This is a genomic window from Streptomyces sp. NPDC111520, from assembly GCF_055635295.1.
In genome coordinates, this window is record NZ_JBVKBW010000004.1 from 392,774 (window position 1) to 413,850 (window position 21,077).

The following is a 21,077-nucleotide window of genomic DNA, read 5'->3' on the forward strand; positions in this document are numbered from 1 at the left end:
CGACCCCCGAACCCTCGACCCCCGAACCGAGACATCCCGAGATCCCGAGCACGTGCGAGAAGACTCCACGGTCTCGACCACGCGAATAGGTGAAGCGCCAGTGGCGAACGAAGCGAAGCTCCGCGAGTACCTCAAGAAGGTCACGACCGATCTCGACGAGGCGTACGGACGCCTGCGGGACATCGAGAGCCAGGCTCACGAGCCGATCGCCGTCACGGCGATGAGCTGCCGCTTCCCGGGCGGCGTACGCTCCCCCGAGGACCTGTGGGACCTGCTCGCCGCCGGCGGCGACGCGCTCACCGCGTTCCCCGCGGACCGGGGCTGGGAGCTCGAAGGGCTCTTCTCGGACGACCCCGACGAACCCGGCACGTCGATCACCCGCGAGGGCGGTTTCCTCGCCGACGCCCCCTCCTTCGACGCCGGGTTCTTCGGGATCTCGCCGCGTGAGGCGCTGGCCATGGACCCGCAGCAGCGGCTGCTGCTGGAGACGTCCTGGGAGGCGTTCGAGCGGGCGGGCATCGACCCGGGCACCCTGCGCGGCAGCCAGGCCGGCGTGTACGTCGGCGTCAACGGCTCGGACTACCTGACCCCGCTGCTTGAGGCCGCCGAGGACTACGCCGGTCACCTGGGCACCGGGAACGCGGCCAGTGTGATGTCCGGCCGCATCTCATACACCCTCGGCCTCGAAGGCCCGGCGGTCACCGTCGACACGGCCTGCTCGGCCTCGCTGGTGGCGCTGCACCTGGCGGTGCAGGCGCTGCGGGCGGGGGAGTGCTCGCTGGCGCTGGCCGGCGGCGTCCACGTGATGTCGACGCCGGGCCTGTTCATCGAGTTCTCCCGGCAGCGCGGCCTCGCTCCGGACGGACGCTGCAAGGCGTTCTCGTCCGACGCCGACGGCTTCGGCCCGGCGGAGGGCGTGGGTCTCCTCCTGCTGGAGCGGCTGTCGGACGCGCGGCGCAACGGCCGCCCGGTGCTGGCGGTGGTGCGGGGTTCGGCGATCAACCAGGACGGCGCGAGCAACGGTCTGACGGCGCCGAACGGTCCCTCGCAGCAGCGGGTGATCCGCGCGGCCCTCGCCAACGCGCGCCTTTCGGCGGGCGATGTGGACGTGGTGGAGGCGCACGGCACCGGCACGGCGCTGGGCGACCCGATCGAGGCCCAGGCGCTGCTGGCCACCTACGGCCAGGATCGGCCGGCGGAGCGGCCCTTGCTCCTGGGTTCCGTGAAGTCGAACATCGGTCACACGCAGGCCGCGGCCGGTGTGGCGGGCGTGATGAAGATGGTGTTGGCGATGCGGCATGGTGTGGTGCCGAAGTCGTTGCATGTGGATGAGCCGTCGCCGCATGTGGATTGGGCGTCGGGTGCGGTGTCGTTGGCGTCGGATGCGGTGGTGTGGCCGGATTCGGGGCGTGCGCGGCGGGCGGGTGTGTCGTCGTTCGGGTTCAGTGGGACGAACGCGCACGTGATCGTGGAGCAGGCGCCGGAGCCCGAGCTCGAGGATGAAGCCGCCTCGCCCTCCGGTGGTCCTGCGGTGGTGCCGTGGGTGTTGTCGGGCAAGAGCGTGGCGGCGTTGCGGGGTCAGGCGGAGCGGGTGTCGGGCTGGCTGGTGGGTGAGGCCGGCTCGGCGGCTTCGGTGGCTGATGTGGGGTGGTCGTTGGCGTCGTCTCGGGCGGCGTTGGAGCACCGTGCGGTGGTGCTGGGTGACCATGCGGCGGGGTTGTCGGCGGTGGCGCAGGGTGTGCCGGCGGCGGGTGTGGTGTCCGGGCGGGTTGTCGGTGGCAAGACGGTGTTCGTGTTCCCGGGTCAGGGCTCGCAGTGGGTCGGTATGGCCGTGGAACTGCTGGATTCCTCGCCGGTGTTCGCGGAGCGGCTGGGGGAGTGCGCGCGGGCGTTGGAGCCGTTGACCGGTTGGTCGCTGGTGGATGTGCTGCGTGGTGTGGAGGGTGCTCCGTCGTTGGAGCGCGTGGATGTGGTGCAGCCTGCGTTGTTCGCGGTGATGGTGTCGCTGGCGGAGGTGTGGAAGGCCGCGGGGGTGCGTCCGGCGGCGGTGATCGGGCATTCGCAGGGCGAGATCGCCGCTGCGTGCGTGGCGGGGATCCTGTCGCTGGAGGACGCGGCCCGGGTGGTGGCTCTGCGCAGTCAGGCGATCGGTCGGGTGCTGGCAGGCCTGGGCGGGATGGTGTCGGTGGCGCTGCCCGCAGCGCATGTGCGCGAGCGGATCGCTGCGTGGGGCGAGGAGCGGATCTCCGTTGCCGCGGTGAACGGCCCGTCCTCCGTGGTGGTCTCCGGTGAGGTGCAGGCGCTGGATGAGCTGCTGGCCTCCTGCGAGGCAGACGGCGTGCGGGCGCGGCGGATCGCGGTGGACTACGCCTCGCACTCCGCGCAGGTCGACCTCCTCGAAGAAGAGCTCGGGAAGTTGTTGGCGCCGATCGCGCCGGGTGAGGCTGGGGTGCCGTTCCTGTCGACGGTGACCGGCGAGTGGATGTCCGGGCCGGAGTTGGACGGCGGTTACTGGTTCCGGAACCTTCGCCAGACCGTCGAGCTGGAGCAGGCGGTCCGGATGCTGCTGGAGCAAGGCTTCGGTGTGTTCGTGGAGTCCAGCCCGCACCCCGTCCTGACGGTCGGGCTGCAGGAGACCGTGGAGGACGCCGGTCGTGAGGCCGCGGTCCTGGGCTCGCTGCGCCGCAACGAAGGCGGTCTGGAGCGGTTCTGGCTGTCGCTTGGCGAGGCCTACGTGCACGGCGCGTCCGTGGACTGGCAGGCGGGGTTCGCCGGAGCCGGCGCCCGCCGCATAGACCTGCCCACCTACGCCTTCCAGCCGCAGCGGTTCTGGCCCGAGATCACCGCTCGTTCCGACGCCGACGCGCCGGTGGAGAACACGGTCGACGCACGCTTCTGGGAGGCCGTCGAACGCGAGGACCTCGAAGCCCTTGCGGGCACCCTCGATCTGGACACCCCGGAAGCGATCGGTTCGTTGGGCGATGTCCTGCCCGGACTGTCTTCGTGGCGTCGGCAGAGCCGTGAGCAGTCCACGGTCGACGGCTGGCGTTACCGCGTGACGTGGAAGCCGGTGCCCGAGCCGGCCGCCGCCCACCTGACCGGCACCTGGCTGCTCGCCGTCCCCGACACGCTCACCGGAGCGGACGAGGAGTGGGCGGCCGCCGTCGAGCGCACTCTCGCCGAGCGCGGGGCGCAGGTGCGTGCCGTGCGCGTCGAGCACGGCACGGCCGACCGCGAGCAGCTGACGGCGACCGTGAAGGCCGCACTCGACGGCACTGCGCCCGGCGGTGTCCTCTCCCTCCTCGCCCTCGGCGGCGAGGGCGCGTTCGCCGGTGAACTCGCGTTCGTCCAGGCACTCGGCGACGCCGAGGTGACCGCCCCGCTGTGGTGCGTCACCCGCGGTGCGGTCGCCGCCGGCCGCTCCGAGCAGGTGACCGATCCCGCCCAGGCACTGATCTGGGGTCTCGGCCGGGTCGCCTCCATGGAGCAGGGCGGCCGCTGGGGCGGCCTCGTCGACCTGCCCGGCACGGACATCGCGGACGACCGTACGCTGGCGCGCCTGGCCGGTGTCCTCGGTGGTGACGGCCCGGAGGACCAGGTCGCGCTGAGGGCTTCCGGGATCTTCGGCCGCCGTCTGGTACGTGCGCGGCTGGCGGAGACCAGCACCGTCCGTGAGTGGCGACCGCGGGGCACGGTGCTGGTCACCGGTGGTACGGGCGCGCTCGGCGCGCACGTCGCCCGCTGGCTCGCGTCCAACGGCGCCGACCACCTCCTGCTCGCGAGCCGCCGGGGCATCGACGCCCCCGGTGCCACCGAGTTGCGGGACGAACTGACGGCGCTTGGCGCCGAGGTGACCGTCGCCGCCTGCGACGTAGCCGACCGGGACGCCCTGGCCGCGCTCCTCGACACCGTCCCGGCCGACCGGCCCCTGACCGCCGTCGTCCACGCGGCCGCGGCGGTGGACGACGGGGTCATCGAGGCGCTGAGCCCCGAGCAGGTGGAGGCGGTGCTGCGCGTCAAGGTCGACGCGACGCTGCACCTGCACGAGCTGACCCGTGACCTGGACCTGTCCGCCTTCGTGCTGTTCTCGTCCTTCGCCGCCACCTTCGGCGCGCCCGGACAGGGCAACCAGGCGCCGGGCAACGCCTTCCTGGACGCGTTCGCCGAGCACCGCAGGGCGGCCGGTCTCCCCGCCACGTCCGTGGCCTGGGGCCCCTGGGGCCCCTGGGGCAGCGGCGAGGGCGACGGCAGCGCGGTGGGCGACCGCATGCGCCGCCACGGCATCCTGACGATGGCGCCGGAGCGCACGCTGTCCGCCCTGCAGCACGCGCTGGACCGGGACGAGACGACGCTGACCGTCGCCGACATGGACTGGAAGCGCTTCACCCTCGCCTTCACCGCGGACCGCGACCGGCCGCTGCTCGGGGAACTGCCCGAGGCCCGGCGCGTGATCGAGTCCGCCGAGCGCGAGTCCGCCGACGACCTGGCGGGGGGCGTGCCGCTCGCCAAGCAGCTCGGCGGGCTCCCCGAGGCCGAGCAGGAACGGCTGCTCCTCGACCTCGTCCGCACCGCCGTCGCCGCCGTCCTCGGCCACGCGGACCTGTCGGCCGTGGAGGCGAACCGGGCGTTCAAGGAACTGGGCTTCGACTCGCTCACCTCGGTCGAACTCCGCAACCGACTCGGGGCCGTGAGCGGGCTCAAGCTGCCGGCCAGCCTGGTCTTCGACCACCCGACGCCGGCTGCCGTCGCCGGTTTCCTGCGCGCCGGTGTCGTGCCCGACGCCGCTGCGGGCGGGGCGCCGTTGCTGGAGGAACTGGACAGGCTGGAGGCCGTGCTGCAGCGGGGGACCGGCGACAACGTCGTACGGGCCCGGGTGACGATGCGGCTGCAGTCGCTGCTGGCCAAGTGGAACGAGAGCGACGAGCCGGAGCCGGCCGGTCCGGCGGTGCCGGTGCCGGTGGCGGGGGAGGCCGAGGACGGTGCCGGGGCGGGCTCGCCCGACGGTGTGCTGGACGAGGTGGCGCAGCTCCAGGACGCCAGTGACGAGGAGCTGTTCGCGTTCATCAACAAGGGGCTCGGCCGCGCCTGAACCGCGGTCCGGGGGCCGGGCCGCCGCCCAGTGGCGGCCCGGCCCCCCGGGGTTCCCCGGTGCAGCGGCCCCCGGCCCCTTCGGGGGCCCCGAACTACCGAATCCGGGGCCGTCCCCGTCCCGTCCGGCCCGGGAATTACGGAACAGATGGCGGCGCATTATTGACGGCAGTGTCCTCCGCCGGTCACCATGGTCGACACCCTTTGAATTGCCGCACGGTGGCCATGACCCGTGCAACCTGCGATGCAGGGGTGTGTAGGGGGCCGTTAGGGGTTGTCCGCGGAATCACGGGCTGAATATTCTGACCGCTGGCCAGCCGATTTGATCAGCAAAGAAGCGGCTGAATACCAGATGCGATTCCCGGCTTTCCGATAATTTTCTGACGGCGCCCGCGGCAAATAGGTGGTTGCGTTAAATGGCGAACGAAGAGACGCTGCGGGACTACCTGAAGCTGGTGACGGCGGATCTGCATCAGACGCGTCAGCGGCTGCGCGAGGCCGAGGCCAAGAGTCAGGAACCCATCGCCATCGTGGGCATGGCGTGCCGCTACCCCGGCGGCGCGACCTCCCCCGAGGACCTCTGGCGGATCGCCGCCGAGGGCGTCGACGCGATCTCCGGTTTCCCCGCGGACCGCGGCTGGGACCTGGAGGCGGTGTTCCACCCGGACCCCGACCACCCGGGCACCAGCTACGCCGACCAGGGCGGCTTCGTCTCCGACATCGCCCGCTTCGACCCGTCGCTCTTCGGGATCTCGCCGCGTGAGGCGCTGGCCATGGACCCCCAGCAGCGGCTGCTGCTGGAGACGTCCTGGGAGGCGTTCGAGCGGGCCGGCATCGACCCGACGTCCATGCGCGGCAAGCAGGTCGGCGTCTTCGTCGGCACCAGCAACCACGACTACCTCGCGGCGCTGCTCAGCTCGTCGGAGAACATCGAGGGCTACATCGGCATCGGCAACGCGGCGAGCGTCGCGTCGGGCCGGCTCTCCTACACCCTCGGCCTCGAGGGACCGGCGCTCACCGTCGACACCGCCTGCTCGTCCTCCCTGGTCGCCCTCCACCTGGCCGTCCAGGCGCTGCGCAACGGCGAGTGCACGCTCGCGCTCGCCGGCGGCGCCACGCTGATGTCCGCCCCCGGCACGTTCGTCGACTACAGCAAGCAGCGCGGCCTCGCCGACGACGGCCGCTGCAAGGCGTTCTCCCCGGAGGCCGACGGCTTCAGCCTCGCCGAGGGCGTCGGCGTGCTCCTGGTCGAGCGGCTGTCCGACGCCCGCCGCAAGGGCCACCCCGTCCTCGCCGTGGTCCGCGGGTCCGCGGTGAACCAGGACGGGGCCAGCAACGGCCTCACCGCGCCCAACGGCCCGTCGCAGCAGCGTGTCATCCTTCAGGCGCTCTCCAATGCCCGGCTCACCCCCGACGAGGTCGACGCCGTCGAGGCGCACGGCACCGGCACCAGCCTCGGCGACCCCATCGAGGCGCAGGCGCTGATCGCCACCTACGGCCAGGACCGGCCCGACGGGCGGCCGCTGTGGGTCGGCTCGCTCAAGACGAACATCGGCCACGCCCAGGCCGCCGCCGGCGTGGCGGGCGTCATCAAGAGCGTGATGGCGATGCGGCACGGCGTGCTGCCGCGCCTCCTCCACCTGACCGAGCCGACGCCGCACGTCGACTGGGAGGCGGGAGAGGTGTCGCTGCTCGCCGAGGCGCGCCCCTGGCCCGAGGGCGACCGGCCGCGCCGCATCGGTGTCTCGTCCTTCGGCATGAGCGGCACCAACGCGCACATCATCCTGGAGGGCGCCGAGACCTCGTCCGACCGGCCGGAGGCGGCCGAACCGGCGGATCCCGCCGGGCAGACGACCGCGCCGGCCGTCCTGCCCGTCGTCCTGTCCGGCCGGACCGAGGCCGTCCTGCGCGCGCAGGCCGCCGCGCTGCACGCCCACATCACCGCCCACCCCGGCCTCCGCGTCGCCGACGTCGCGTACTCGCAGGCGCTCACCCGCGCCGCCCTCGACCGCCGCGCCGCGGTCGTCGCCGAGGACCGCGACGGACTGCTCGCCGGGCTCGCCGCACTGGCCGAAGCGGGCACCTCCGCCGACCTCGTCGAGGGGAGCGCCGGCGAGGGCAAGCTCGCCTTCCTCTTCACCGGCCAGGGCAGCCAGCGGCTCGGCATGGGCCGGGAGCTGTACGAGACGTACCCGGCGTTCGCGCAGGCGCTGGACGCGGTGTGCGCGCACCTGGACGCGCACCTCGACCGGCCGCTGAAGGACGTGCTGTTCGGCGACGACGCGGACCTGCTCGACCGGACGGAGTGGACCCAGCCGGCGCTGTTCGCCGTCGAGGTGGCCCTGTTCCGGCTCGTCGAGTCGTGGGGCCTGAGGCCCGACTACCTGGCCGGGCACTCGATCGGCGAGATCGCCGCGGCCCATGTGGCGGGGGTGTTCTCGCTGGAGGACGCGTGCACGCTCGTCGCCGCCCGCGGCCGGCTGATGCAGGCCCTGCCGGCCGGCGGCGTGATGATCGCGCTCGAGGCGTCGGAGGACGAGGTCCTGCCGCTGCTCACCGACCGCGTGGGCATCGCCGCCGTCAACGGCCCCCGCGCGGTCGTCATCGCCGGCGACGAGGACGCGGCCGGCCGCATCGTCGACGAGTTCGACGGCCGCAGGTCCAAGCGCCTGACGGTCAGCCACGCCTTCCACTCCCCGCACATGGACGGCATGCTCGACGCCTTCCGGGAGGTCGTGGCGCGACTGTCGTTCCAGGCGCCCCGCATCGCGGTCGTCTCCCACGTCACCGGCGACCTGGCCGGCGAGGACATGGCCTCCGCGGACTACTGGGTGCGCCACGTGCGCGAGGCCGTCCGCTTCCTCGACGGCATCCGCCGCCTGGAGGGCCGGGGCGTCACCACCTACCTCGAACTGGGCCCCGGGGGAGTCCTGTCGGCGCTCGGCGAGGAGTGCCGCACCGCCACCGGGCACCGGGCCGCGGCCTTCCTGCCCGCGCTGCGCACCGGCCGTTCCGAGGCCCGGTCGCTGGTGGCGGCCGTCGCCGGCGCCCACGCGCGCGGGCACTCCCCGGACTGGACCGGGCTGTTCGCCGGCACCGGCGCCCGCCGCGTCGACCTGCCTACCTACGCCTTCCAGCGTGAGACGTACTGGCCGCGCGACGCCTTCTCCTACCTGACCGAACTCCCCGAGGACGGCCGGCCCTCCGCCACCGACGCCAGGTTCTGGGAGGTCGTCGACAGCGAGGACCTGGCCGCCCTCGCCGACACCCTCGGCATCGACGGCGACCAGCCGCTCAGCGCCGTGCTGCCCGCCCTGTCCGCGTGGCACCGCCGCCACCGCGACAGCGACCGGATCGACCAGTGGCGCTACCGCGTCCAGTGGAAGCCGCTGACCGGCCTGCCGCCGGGACGGCTCACCGGGCAGTGGCTGCTCGTGCTGCCCGCCGCGCACGAGGACGACCCGTGGGCGCGCGCCGCACGGGAGATCCTGACCGCGCGCGGCGCCGGCGTGCGCACGCTCGTCCTCGACCCGGCCGCCGACGACCGCGCGGCCGTCGCCCGGCGCCTGGACGAGGACGGCACGGCTTCCGTCGAGTTCGCCGGCGTCCTGTCCCTGCTCGCCCTCGACGAGCGGCCGCACCCCGAGGACCCGGCGCTGCCCGCCGGGCTCGCCGCCACCGCCGCCCTCGTCCAGGCGCTCGGCGACGCCGGCGCCGAGGCGCCGCTGTGGAACGCCACCCGGGGCGCGGTCTCCACCGGCCGCTCCGACCGCCTCGCCAGCACCGCCCAGGCCGCGGTCTGGGGCCTCGGCCGCACCGCCGCACTCGAACTGCCGGGCCGCTGGGGCGGCCTGGTCGACCTGCCGCAGACGGCCGACGACCGCGCCGCCGGCCGGCTCGCCGACATCCTCGGCGGCGCGGGCACCGAGGACCACCTCGCCGTGCGCTCCACCGGCGTTCTCGTCCGCAGGCTGGCCCGCGCCACCCGCCAGGAGGCCCCCGCCGCCGAGTGGACCATCACCGGCACCGCGCTGGTCACCGGCGGCACCGGAGCCCTCGGCCGGCACGTGGCCCGCCTGCTCGCCCGCGCCGGAGCCGGCCACCTCCTGCTGGTCAGCCGGCGCGGAGCCGACGCCGAGGGCATCGGCGAACTCGCCGCAGAGCTGGGCGCCCTGGGGGCCGAGGTCACCTTCGCCGCCTGCGACGTCGCCGACCGCGAGGCGGTCGCCGCCCTGCTCGCGGGCATCCCCGCCGAGCACCCCCTGACCACCGTCGTCCACGCCGCGGGCGTCCTCGACGACGGAGTCCTGGACGCCATGACGCCGCGCCGTCTCGCGGACGTCCTGCGGCCCAAGGCGTACGCCGCGCAGGTCCTGCACGAGCTGACCCGCGCCCTCGACCTGTCCGCGTTCGTGCTGTTCTCCTCCGTCGCCGCCACCTTCGGGGCGGCGGGGCAGGCCAACTACGCCGCCGCCAACGCCCACTTGGACGCCCTCGCCGAGCAGCGGCGCGCCGACGGCCTGCCCGCCACCGTGCTCGCCTGGGGCGCCTGGGCCGAGGGCGGCATGGCCACCGGCGAACTCGTCACCGAGCGGCTGCGCCTCGCGGGCCTGCCCGCACTCCCGCCCGACCTCGCCGTCGCGGCGCTGCGCTCGGCGCTCGCAATGGACGAGACCTCCGCCGTCGTCGCCGACATCGACTGGCGGCTGCTCGCCCCCGGCCTCGCCTCCGTGCGCCCCTGCCCGCTGATCGCCGACCTCCCCGAGGCCGCGCAGGCGCTCGCGGCCGCTCCCGGGACGGCCGCCGACCCCGCGAGCGACACCGACACCTTCGCCCACCGGCTGGCCGACGCCCCGGAAGGCGAACGCGACGCCCTCGCCCTGGAGTTCGTCCGCGCCCAGGTCGCGGCCGTCCTCGGCCACCCCGGACCGGAGTCCGTCGACCCCGGCACCGCCTTCCGCGACCTCGGCTTCGACTCGCTCACCGCCGTGGAGATCCGCAACCGCCTCGCCGCCCGCACCGGCCTGCGGCTGCCCGCCACGCTGATCTTCGACTACCCCAACTCCCACACCCTCGCGGACTTCCTCCGCGGTGAGGTGCTCGGCGGCCAGGCAACGGACGCGGCCCGCCGCGCCCCCGTCACCACCGCCCCGGCCACCGACGACGACCCCATCGCCATCGTCGCGATGAGCTGCCGCTTCCCTGGCGGCGTCCGCAGTCCCGAGGACCTGTGGCAGCTCCTCGCCGGGGGCCGCGACGCCATCACCGGCTTCCCCGCCGACCGCGGCTGGGACCTCGACGGGCTCTACGACCCGGAGGCCGCCGGCGACACCAGCTACGTCCGCGAGGGCGGGTTCCTCCAGGACGCGGGCCACTTCGACCCCGCCTTCTTCGGGATCTCGCCGCGTGAGGCGCTGGCCATGGACCCGCAGCAGCGGTTGCTGCTGGAGACCTCCTGGGAGGCCTTCGAGCGGGCCGGCATCGACCCGACGACCGTCCGCGGCGAGCAGATCGGCGTCTTCACCGGCACCAACGGCCAGGACTACCTGAACGTCATCCTGGCCGCTCCCGGCGGCGCCGAGGGCTTCATCGGCACCGGCAACACGGCGAGCGTGGTCTCCGGCCGCATCTCGTACGTCCTCGGGCTGGAGGGCCCCGCGGTGACCGTGGACACCGCGTGCTCTTCGTCGCTGGTCGCCCTGCACTGGGCGATGCAGGCACTGCGGGCCGGCGAGTGCTCCATGGCCCTGGCGGGCGGCGTCACCGTGATGTCCACGCCCGCCTCCTTCATCGACTTCAGCCGCCAGCGCGGGCTCGCAGAAGACGGCCGGATCAAGGCCTTCGCCGCCGCGGCCGACGGCACGGGCTGGGGCGAGGGCGTCGGCATGCTGCTCGTCGAGCGGCTGTCGGACGCGCGGCGCAACGGCCACCCGGTCCTCGCGCTGGTACGCGGCTCGGCCGTGAACCAGGACGGCGCCAGCAACGGCCTCACGGCTCCCAACGGCCCGTCCCAGCAGCGCGTGATCCGGCAGGCCCTGGCGAGCGCCGGTCTGGCGGCCTGCGACGTGGACGCCGTCGAGGCGCACGGCACCGGCACCACGCTCGGCGACCCCATCGAGGCCCAGGCGCTGCTGGCCACCTACGGCCAGGACCGCTCGCCCGAACAGCCCCTGTTCCTGGGGTCCGTCAAGTCCAACCTCGGGCACACACAGGCGGCGGCCGGTGTCGCGGGCATCATGAAGATGGTGCTCGCCATGGAGCACGGCGTGCTGCCGGCGACGCTGCACGTGGACGCGCCCACCCCGCACGTCGACTGGACGGCGGGCGACATCACCCTGCTCACCGACGCCCGGGAGTGGCCCGAGACCGGGCGGCCCCGGCGGGCCGGCGTCTCGTCGTTCGGCATCAGCGGCACCAACGCCCACACCATCGTCGAACAGGCCCCGGAGACCGCGGAGTCCGCCGCCCCCGCGACGTACCGTCCCGGCGTCGTGCCGTGGGTGCTCTCCGCCAAGGACGACGAGGCACTGCGCGACCAGGCGCGACGCCTCCACACCCGCGCCGAGGCCGACCCCGCTCTGCGCCCGGAGGACCTGGGCCTGTCCCTCGCCACGGGCCGCACCGCCTTCGAACGGCGCGCGGCGGTCGTCGCCGACGACCGTGCGGGACTGCTCGCCGGGCTCGCCTCGCTGGCGGACGGCCGGTCCGCCGCGCAGGTCGTGACGGACTCCCCGGCGGCCGGCAAGCTCGCGTTCCTGTTCACGGGCCAGGGCAGCCAGCGGCTCGGCACGGGCCGGGAGCTGTACGCCGCGCACCCGGTGTTCGCGGACGCGCTGGACGCGGCCTGCGCCCATCTGGACCCGCACCTCGAAGTACCGCTGCGGGACGTGCTGTTCGGGGAGGACGCGGAGCGTCTCGACCGGACGGAGTTCACGCAGCCCGCGCTGTTCGCCGTCGAGGTGGCGCTTTTCCGGCTGCTGGAGAGCTGGGGGGTGAAGCCGGACTTCCTCTCCGGTCACTCCATCGGCGAGATCGCCGCCGCGCACGTCGCCGGGGTGTTCTCGCTGGAGGACGCGTGCACGCTGGTGGCGGCGCGCGGCCGTTTGATGCAGGCGCTGCCCACGGGCGGTGTGATGATCGCGCTGCAGGCGTCGGAGGACGAGGTCCTGCCGCTGCTGACGGACCGGGTGAGCGTCGCCGCCGTCAACGGACCCGGGTCGGTGGTGATCGCCGGCGACGAGGACGCCGCCACGGCGGTCGTGGAGCTGTTCGCGGACCGCAGGTCGAAGCGGCTGACGGTCAGCCACGCGTTCCACTCCCCGCACATGGACGGCATGCTCGACGCCTTCCGCGACGTGGTGTCCCGGCTGTCCTTCGAGGCGCCGCGCATCCCGGTCGTCTCGAACCTGACCGGCACCGTCGTCACCGACGCGATGACCTCGCCCGAGTTCTGGGTCCGCCACGTCCGTGAGGCCGTCCGCTTCCTCGACGGCGTCCGCGCCCTGGAGGCCGCGGGCGTCACCACGTACCTCGAACTCGGCCCGGACGGTGTGCTCTCGGCGATGGCCCAGGAGTGCGTGACCGGGGAAGGCGCGGCCTTCGTCCCCGTCTTGCGCTCCGCCCGCCCCGAGGCCGAGACCGTCACCACCGCCCTCGCCCACGCCCACACCCGAGGCGTCGCGGTCGACTGGCAGGCGTACTTCGCCGGCACCGGTGCCCGACGCGTCGACCTGCCCACCTACGCCTTCCAGCGGCAGCGCTACTGGCCGGCCCTGCCCTCCCTCTACCTCGGCGACGTCGAGGCGATCGGCCTCGACGACACCGCGCACCCGCTGCTGAGCGCCGGGGTCGCCCTCCCGGAGTCCGACGGGATGGTGTTCGCCGGACGGCTCGCCCTGGCCACCCACCCCTGGCTGGCCGACCACGCCATCCTCGGCAGCGTCCTGCTGCCCGGAACGGCCTTCGTCGAGCTCGCGATCCGCGCCGGCGACCAGCTCGGCTGCGACCTGCTGGAGGAACTGACCCTCGAGGCGCCGCTGGTGCTGCCCGAGACCGGTGGCGTCCAACTGCGGCTGTGGGTCGGCGCCGCCGACCAGGCAGGACGCCGTCCGCTCGCCCTGCACTCGCGCCCCGAGGGCGCCGCCGCCGACGAACCGTGGACCCGGCACGCCGCCGGTGTCCTCTGCGAGGGGAGCCGGCCGCCGGCCGCCGCCGACCTCACCGCCTGGCCCCCGGCCGGAGCCCGCCCGCTGGACCTGGACGGCCGGTACGAGGGACTCGATGCCATCGGTTTCGCCTACGGGCCCACCTTCCGCGGCCTGCACGCCGCGTGGCAGCGCGACGACGAGGTCTTCGCCGAGGTCAGGCTGCCCCAGGGCGTCGAGGAGGAGGCCCGCCGCTTCGGACTGCACCCGGCCCTGCTCGACGCGGCCCTGCACGCCATCGGCCTCGGCGGCATCGGCGCCGCCGACGGCCAGGGACGCCTGCCGTTCGCCTGGAGCGGGGTGTCCCTGCACGCGGGCGGCGCCGCCGCGCTGCGGGTACGCCTGACCCCGGCCGGCGCCGAGGGCGTCCGGCTGGAGATCGCGGACGCCTCCGGCGCGCCCGTAGCGAGCGTCGAGTCCCTGGGGCTGCGCCCCGTGACGGCCGGTCAGCTCGCCGCCCGCCCCGCCCACCACGAGTCCGTCTTCCGGACCCGGTGGACCGAACTGCCGGCGCCGGCCGCCCTCACCGACGGCTCCCCGGTCCGCTGGGCCGCCCTCGGCGACGCGGCCCGCGCCCTGCTCGCCGGCACGGACGCGGACACCCACCCCGACCTCGCGGCGCTGGCCGCGGCCGTCGACGCGGGGGCGGCTGTCCCGGACGAGGTCGTCACCGTCCTCGCCGCCCACCCGGGGACCGTCCCCGCGCCGGTCGTCCACGAGGCCGCGCACGGCGCGCTCGCCCTCGCCCAGGCCTGGCTGGCGGACGACCGCTTCGCCGCCTCCCGCCTCGTGGTCGTGACCCGGGGCGCGACGGCTGCCGACACGCCCGGCGTGGACGACCTGGCCGCGGCGACCGTGTGGGGCCTGCTCGGCTCCGCGCAGACCGAGAACCCGGGCCGGATCGCCCTCGTCGACATCGACGCCCACGGACACGACAGCACCCGCCAGGCGTTGCAGGCGGCCCTCACCGGTGACGAGGAGCGGTTCGCCCTGCGCGGCGGCACCGTACTCGTGCCGCGCCTGGCACGCGCCGAGAACCGCACGACCGGCGGGGACGACGCCGTCCGCGACCGGGGCCCCGCCTTCGGGCCCGACGGCACGGTGCTCGTCACCGGCGCCACCGGCGCGCTCGGCGGCCTGGTCGCCCGGCACCTGGCCGGCCGCCACGGTGTGCGGCGGCTGCTGCTCGTCGGCAGGCGCGGCGCCGAGGCGCCCGGCGCCGCCGCGCTCGTCGCGGACCTCGCCGCCTCCGGTGCCGAGGCGACCTGGGCCGCGTGCGACGTCGCCGACCGGGATGCCCTCGCCGCCGTTCTCGCCGCCATTCCCGCCGAACACCCGCTGACCGGTGTCGTGCACACCGCCGGCGTCCTCGACGACGGCGTCGTCTCCTCGCTGACCCCGCAGCGGCTCTCCGCCGTCCTGCGCCCGAAGGTCGACGCCGCCCTCCACCTGCACGAGCTCACCCAGGACGCGGACCTCACCGCGTTCGTACTGTTCTCGTCCACCTCCGGGCTGTTCGGCGGCCCCGGACAGGCCAACTACGCCGCCGCCAACGCCTTCCTCGACGCCCTCGCCCGGCACCGCCACGCACGCGGGCTGCCCGCGACCGCGACGGCCTGGGGCCTGTGGGACGTCGCCGACGGCATGGCCGGGGCCCTCGACGCCACCGACGTCAACCGCATGCGCCGCGCCGGGCTGCCGCCGCTGACGGCCGCCGACGGCCTGGAGCTGTTCGACACCGCGCTCACCCTGCCCGAGGCGTCCCTCGCCCTCATGCGCGTCGACGCCGGGGCGCTGCGCTCCCTGGCGGCGGCCGGAACCCTCGCCCCGCTGCTGCGCGGCCTCGTGCGCGGCGTGGCCCGGCGCACCGTCGACGCCTCCGCCGCCACCGGGGCGGCCCAGTCCGAACTGCGGGCCCGGCTCGCCGCGATCCCTGCGGCCGAGCGGGACCGCGCCGTGCTCGACCTGGTCCGGACCGAGGTCGCCGCGACGCTCGGGCACACGGGAGCGGCGTCCGTCGAGCCCGGCCGCGCCTTCAAGGAACTCGGCTTCGACTCGCTGACCGCCGTCGAGCTGCGCAACCGGCTGGCCGCCGCGACCGCGCTGCGCCTGCCCGCGACGCTGATCTTCGACTACCCCGACCCCACCGTCCTCGCCCGCCACCTGCGCGCCGAACTGACCGGCGACACCGCCGCGGCGTCCGGCGGAACCACCCCGGCACCCGTGGCCGCCGACGACGAGCCGATCGCCGTCGTGGCGATGAGCTGCCGCTACCCCGGAGGCGTCCGCAGCCCCGAGGACCTGTGGGAGCTGCTGACGGCCGGCGCGGACGGCATCACGCCGCTGCCGCGCAACCGCGGCTGGGACACCGAGGCGTTGTACGACCCCGACCCCGAGAGCCGGGGCACCAGCTACGCCCGCGCGGGCGGCTTCCTCCACGACGCCGCCGACTTCGACGCCCACTTCTTCGGCATCTCGCCGCGCGAGGCGCTGGCCATGGACCCGCAGCAGCGGCTGCTCCTGGAGACCACCTGGGAGGCCTTCGAGCGGGCCGGCATCTCGCCGTCCTCCGTACGGGGCAGCAGCACCGGCGTCTTCGCCGGCGTGATGTACCACGACTACGGCGCGCGCCTGCACGCCGTGCCCGACGTCGTCGAGGGCTACCTCGGCACCGGCAGCTCCAGCAGCGTCGTCTCCGGGCGCGTCGCCTACACCTTCGGCCTGGAGGGCCCTGCGGTCACCGTCGACACCGCGTGCTCGTCCTCGCTGGTCGCCCTCCACCTGGCCGCGCAGGCCCTGCGGCGCGGCGAGTGCTCGCTGGCCCTGGCGGGCGGCGTGACCGTGATGTTCACCCCGGGCACCTTCATCGAGTTCAGCCGCCAGCGCGGCCTGGCCGCCGACGGCCGCTGCAAGTCGTTCGCGGCCGCCGCCGACGGCACCGGGTGGGGTGAGGGCGCCGGCATGCTCCTGCTGGAACGCCTCTCCGACGCCCGCCGCAACGGTCACCCGGTCCTCGCGGTCGTGCGCGGCTCCGCCGTCAACCAGGACGGCGCGAGCAACGGACTGACCGCGCCCAACGGACCCTCCCAGCAGCGCGTCATCCGTGCCGCGCTCGCCGGCGCCGGTGTCGCCGCGAAGGACGTCGACGTCGTCGAGGCGCACGGCACCGGCACCACGCTCGGCGACCCCATCGAGGCCCAGGCGCTGCTCGCCACCTACGGGCAGGAGCACACCGACGACCGCCCGCTGCTGCTCGGTTCGGTGAAGTCCAACCTCGGCCACACCCAGGCCGCCGCCGGCGTCGCGGGCGTCATCAAGATGGTCATGGCGATGCGGCACGGCGTCGTACCGAAGACCCTCCACGTCGACGAGCCCACCCCGCACGTCGACTGGTCGTCGGGCGCGGTGTCCCTGCTCACCGAGCAGGTGGCCTGGCCCGACACCGGCCGCCCGCGCCGGGCCGGGGTCTCCTCCTTCGGCATCAGCGGCACCAACGCCCACGCCATCATCGAGCAGGCCCCCGAACCCACCCCCGCCGCCGCGTCCGCGCCCGAGACGGAGGCCGCGCCGAGCCTCGTCCCCGTGGTCGTGTCGGCCCGCGACGAGGAGGCGCTGCGCGCCCAGGCCCGCCGCCTGCACACGCAGCTGAGCGACGACCCCGCCCCGGGCACCACCGACATCGCCCTCTCCCTGGCCACGACCCGCTCCGCGCTCGAACAGCGCGCCGCGCTCGTCGCCGCGGACCGCGACGGCCTCCTGCGCGGCCTGGACGCCCTCGCCCGCGGCGAGGACACCGCCGGACTGCTGCACGGCACCGCCCGCACCGGCGGCACGGCCTTCCTCTTCACCGGCCAGGGCAGCCAGCGACCCGGCATGGGCCGCGAACTGTACGCCTCGCACCCGGTGTTCGCCGCCGCGCTCGACGAGGTCTGCGCCGAACTCGACCGGCACCTCGACGTACCGCTGAAGGACGTGCTGTTCGGACAGGACGCCGAGCTCCTCGACCGGACGCAGTTCACGCAGCCCGCGCTCTTCGCCGTCGAGGTGGCCCTCTTCCGGCTCGTCGCATCGCTCGGCCTGACCCCCGACTTCGTCAGCGGACACTCCGTCGGCGAGATCGTCGCCGCCCACGTCGCGGGCGTCCTGTCGCTCCAGGACGCCGCCGAACTGCTCGCCGCACGCGCCCGGTTGATGCAGGCCCTCCCCGCCGGTGGCGTGATGATCGCGCTGCAGGCCCCGGAGGAGGAGGTCCTGCCGCTGCTGGACGACCGGGTGAGCATCGCCGCGGTCAACGGCCCCCGCTCGGTGGTCGTCGCCGGCGACGAGGACGCGGCCAGGGCGGTCGTCGAGCGCTTCCCGGACCGCAAGTCCACCCGCCTGACCGTCAGCCACGCCTTCCACTCCCCGCACATGGACGGCATGCTGGCCGAGTTCCGCAAGGTCGCCGAGAGCCTGGTCTACGAGGCCCCGCGCATCCCCGTGGTCTCCCACCTGACCGGCGCCGTCGTCACCGACGAGATGGGCTCCGCGGACTTCTGGGTCCGGCACGTGCGCGAGGCCGTCCGCTTCCTCGACGGAATCCGCGCCCTGGAAGCGGCCGGCGTCACCACGTACCTCGAACTCGGCCCCGACGGCGTGCTGTCCGCGATGGCCCAGGAATGCGTCACCGGCGACGAGGACGACGCGAGCGGCGAAGCGGTCTTCGCCCCCGTCCTGCGCCGCGACCGGTCCGAGGCCGAGACCCTCGTCACCGCCCTCGCCCGCGCCCACGTCCACGGAGCCGCCGTCGACTGGGCGGCGTACTTCGCGGGAACCGGCGCCCGGCGCGTCGACCTGCCCACCTACGCCTTCCAGCGCAAGCGCTACTGGCTCGACGTGGGCCTCGGTGTCGAGGACGTCCTGGCCGCGGGCCTCGACACCGCCGACCACCCGCTGCTGGGCGCCGCCGTCGCGCTCCCGGCGTCCGACGGACTCGTCCTGACCGGACGCCTGGCCCTGTCCACGCACCCCTGGCTGGCCGAGCACACGGTCATGGACACCGTGCTGCTGCCCGGCTCGGCCTTCGTGGAACTCGCCTTGCGCGCCGGTATTGAGTGCGGCTGCGACACGCTGGAGGAACTCACCGTCGAGGCCCCGCTGATCCTCCCCGAGCAGGGCGCCGTCCAGCTCCAGGTGGCGGTGGAGGCTCCCGACGAGGCCGGCCGCCGGAGCCTGACGCTGCACGCACGACGCGCCGACGCCCCCGCCGACACGCCGTGGACCCGGCACGCCGCAGGAATCCTCGCCCCCGCCACCACGGGCGCCACGGCCTCGTCCGACCTGACCGTGTGGCCGCCGCCCGGCGCGGAACCCGTCCGCACCGAGGAGTTCTACCCGGCCGCCGCGGCCGCCGGACTCGGCTACGGACCCGCGTTCCAGGGCCTGCGCTCCGCGTGGCGGCGCGGTGACGAGACGTTCGCCGAGATCGCCCTCGCCGAGGAGCACACCACCGACGCCCCCGCCTACGGCATCCACCCCGCCCTGCTCGACGCCGCCCTGCACGCCATCGGCCTGCGCGAGCCCGCCGACGGCGCCGCCGAGGGCGCCCGGCTGCCGTTCGCCTGGACCGGTGTACGCCTGCACGCGGTCGGCGCCGCCACGATCCGCGTCCGGCTGACCCCCGCCGGGTCCGGGGGAGTGGCCCTGGAACTGGCGGACGCCGCGGGCGCGCCCGTCGCCTCGGTGGAGTCCCTCGTCCTGCGGCCCGTCACCGCCGGGCAGATCGGCGACGACCGGGCCGCCCACCACGAGTCCCTGTTCGCCGTCGAATGGACCAGGCTGCCCCTCACGGCTGCTGCGATCCCCCCCGGGGAGCGCTGGACCGTACTCGGCGAGGACGCCGCTGCCCTGCGCGTCGGCGGCGAGTCCCTGGAGACCCACCCCGGACTTCCCGCGCTGCGCGCCGCGCTCGCGGCCGGCGCCCCCGCACCCGACGTCGTCCTCGTGCCGCTGCCGTCCGCGGACGACGGCGGGCCCGCGGTGGACGCACGGACGGCCGCCCACCACGCCCTCGCCCTGGTCAAGGAATGGCTCGCCGAGGAGCGGCTGGACGACGCACGGCTCGTCCTCGTCACCCGTGGAGCCGTCGCGGCCGCCGAGGGCGAGCACGTCACCGACCTCGCCCACACCCCGGTCTGGGGGCTGGTGCGCTCGGCGCAGTCCGAGAACCCCGGGCGTTTCGTGCTCGTCGACACCGACGGCACCGACGCCTCCCCGGCGGCCCTGCCCGCGGCGCTCGCCACCGACGAACCCCAGTTCGCCCTGCGGGCGGGCGAGGCCCACGCCTTCCGGCTGCGGCGCGTCGCGCGAGACGGCGCCGAGACCGGGGTCCCCGCCTTCGACACCGACGGGACGGTGCTGATCACCGGCGCCACCGGCACCCTGGGCGGCCTGCTGGCCCGTCACCTGGTGGCGGAGCGCGGCGTACGGCACCTGCTGCTGCTCAGCCGGCGCGGCGCCGACGCGCCCGGTGCCGCCGAACTGACCGCCGACATCGTCGCGTCGGGCGCTTCGGTGACGTGGGCGGCGTGCGACGCCGCCGACCGTGAGGCGCTGGCGGCGGTCCTGGCGGCCGTCCCCGCCGGGCGTCCGCTGACCGCCGTCGTCCACACCGCCGGCGTCCTCGACGACGGCATCATCGACTCCCTCACCCCGCAGCGCCTCGACACCGTCCTGCGCCCCAAGGCCGACGCCGCGTGGAACCTCCACGAGCTCACCGAAGGCGGCGCGGTCACCGCCTTCGTCCTGTTCTCCTCCGTCGCCGGCTCCTTCGGCGCGCCCGGCCAGGGCAACTACGCCGCCGCCAACGCCTTCCTCGACGCCCTCGCCCAGCACCGCCGCGCCCGCGGACTGCCCGCCACCTCCCTCGCCTGGGGCCTGTGGGCCACCGAGGGCGGCATGGCCGGTGCCCTCGACGAGACGGACCTCGGCAGGATGGCCCGCTCCGGAGTCCTCGGCCTCGCACCCGACGAGGGACTGGCACTCTTCGACACCGCCACCACCCTCGACGACGCCGTTCTCGTCCCCATGCGCGTCGACCCGGCCGCGCTGCGCGCCCAGGCCGCCGACGGCACGCTGCCGCCGCTGCTGCGCTCCCTGGTCCGCGTCCCGGCCCGCCGCGCCGCCGACACCGGTGCCCACGGCGCGACGCGCCCCGGCGCCGATGCCACGGGCTCGCTGGAGGCACGACTGGCCGGGCTGCCGGCCGGCGACCGCGACCGCCTGCTCACGGACCTGGTCCGCACCCAGGTCGCGGCGGTCCTCGGCCACGGCGGGGCGGACGACGTGGACGCCTCCCGCGGCTTCCTCGACCTGGGCTTCGACTCCCTCACGGCGGTCGACCTGCGCAACCGGCTCACCGCGCACTCGGGACTGCGGCTCCCGGTCACCCTCATCTTCGACTACCCGTCACCCACCGCCCTCGCCCGCTACCTCGGCGACCGGCTCGGCCGGGGCGACCAGGCACGCCCGCCCGTCCACGCGGAACTCGACCGGCTCGAGGCGGTCCTCGCGGCGGTCGGCCCCGACGACGTCGAACGCGCCGGCATCACGTCCCGGCTGCGGGACCTGCTCGCGCAGTGGAACGGAACGCACGGTGCGCAGGACAGCGCCGCCGAGGAGCGGCAGATCCAGTCCGCGACCGCCGAGGAGATCTTCGACCTCCTCGACGACGAACTGGGGCTGTCCTGAACGCCCCCGGGCCGGCCGGCTCCCCGACACGACCCGGCCCGGCCCGCGGTCAGTCCC

The 21,077-nt window shown here is 75.1% G+C and carries 1 protein-coding gene and 1 pseudogene; both read left to right on the forward strand.

Features of this window, described 5'->3' with window-relative positions:
- Window positions 1-100: 100 nt before the first annotated feature.
- Window positions 101-5,089, forward strand: a pseudogene (locus ACZ7MY_RS11805) (type I polyketide synthase); the annotation flags it as partial.
- 415 nt (window positions 5,090-5,504) lie between these two features.
- Entirely contained in the window at window positions 5,505-21,020 is a 15,516-nt protein-coding gene (locus ACZ7MY_RS11810) for a type I polyketide synthase (protein ID WP_499601209.1), read from the forward strand.
- The last annotated feature ends 57 nt before the right edge of the window (window positions 21,021-21,077 follow it).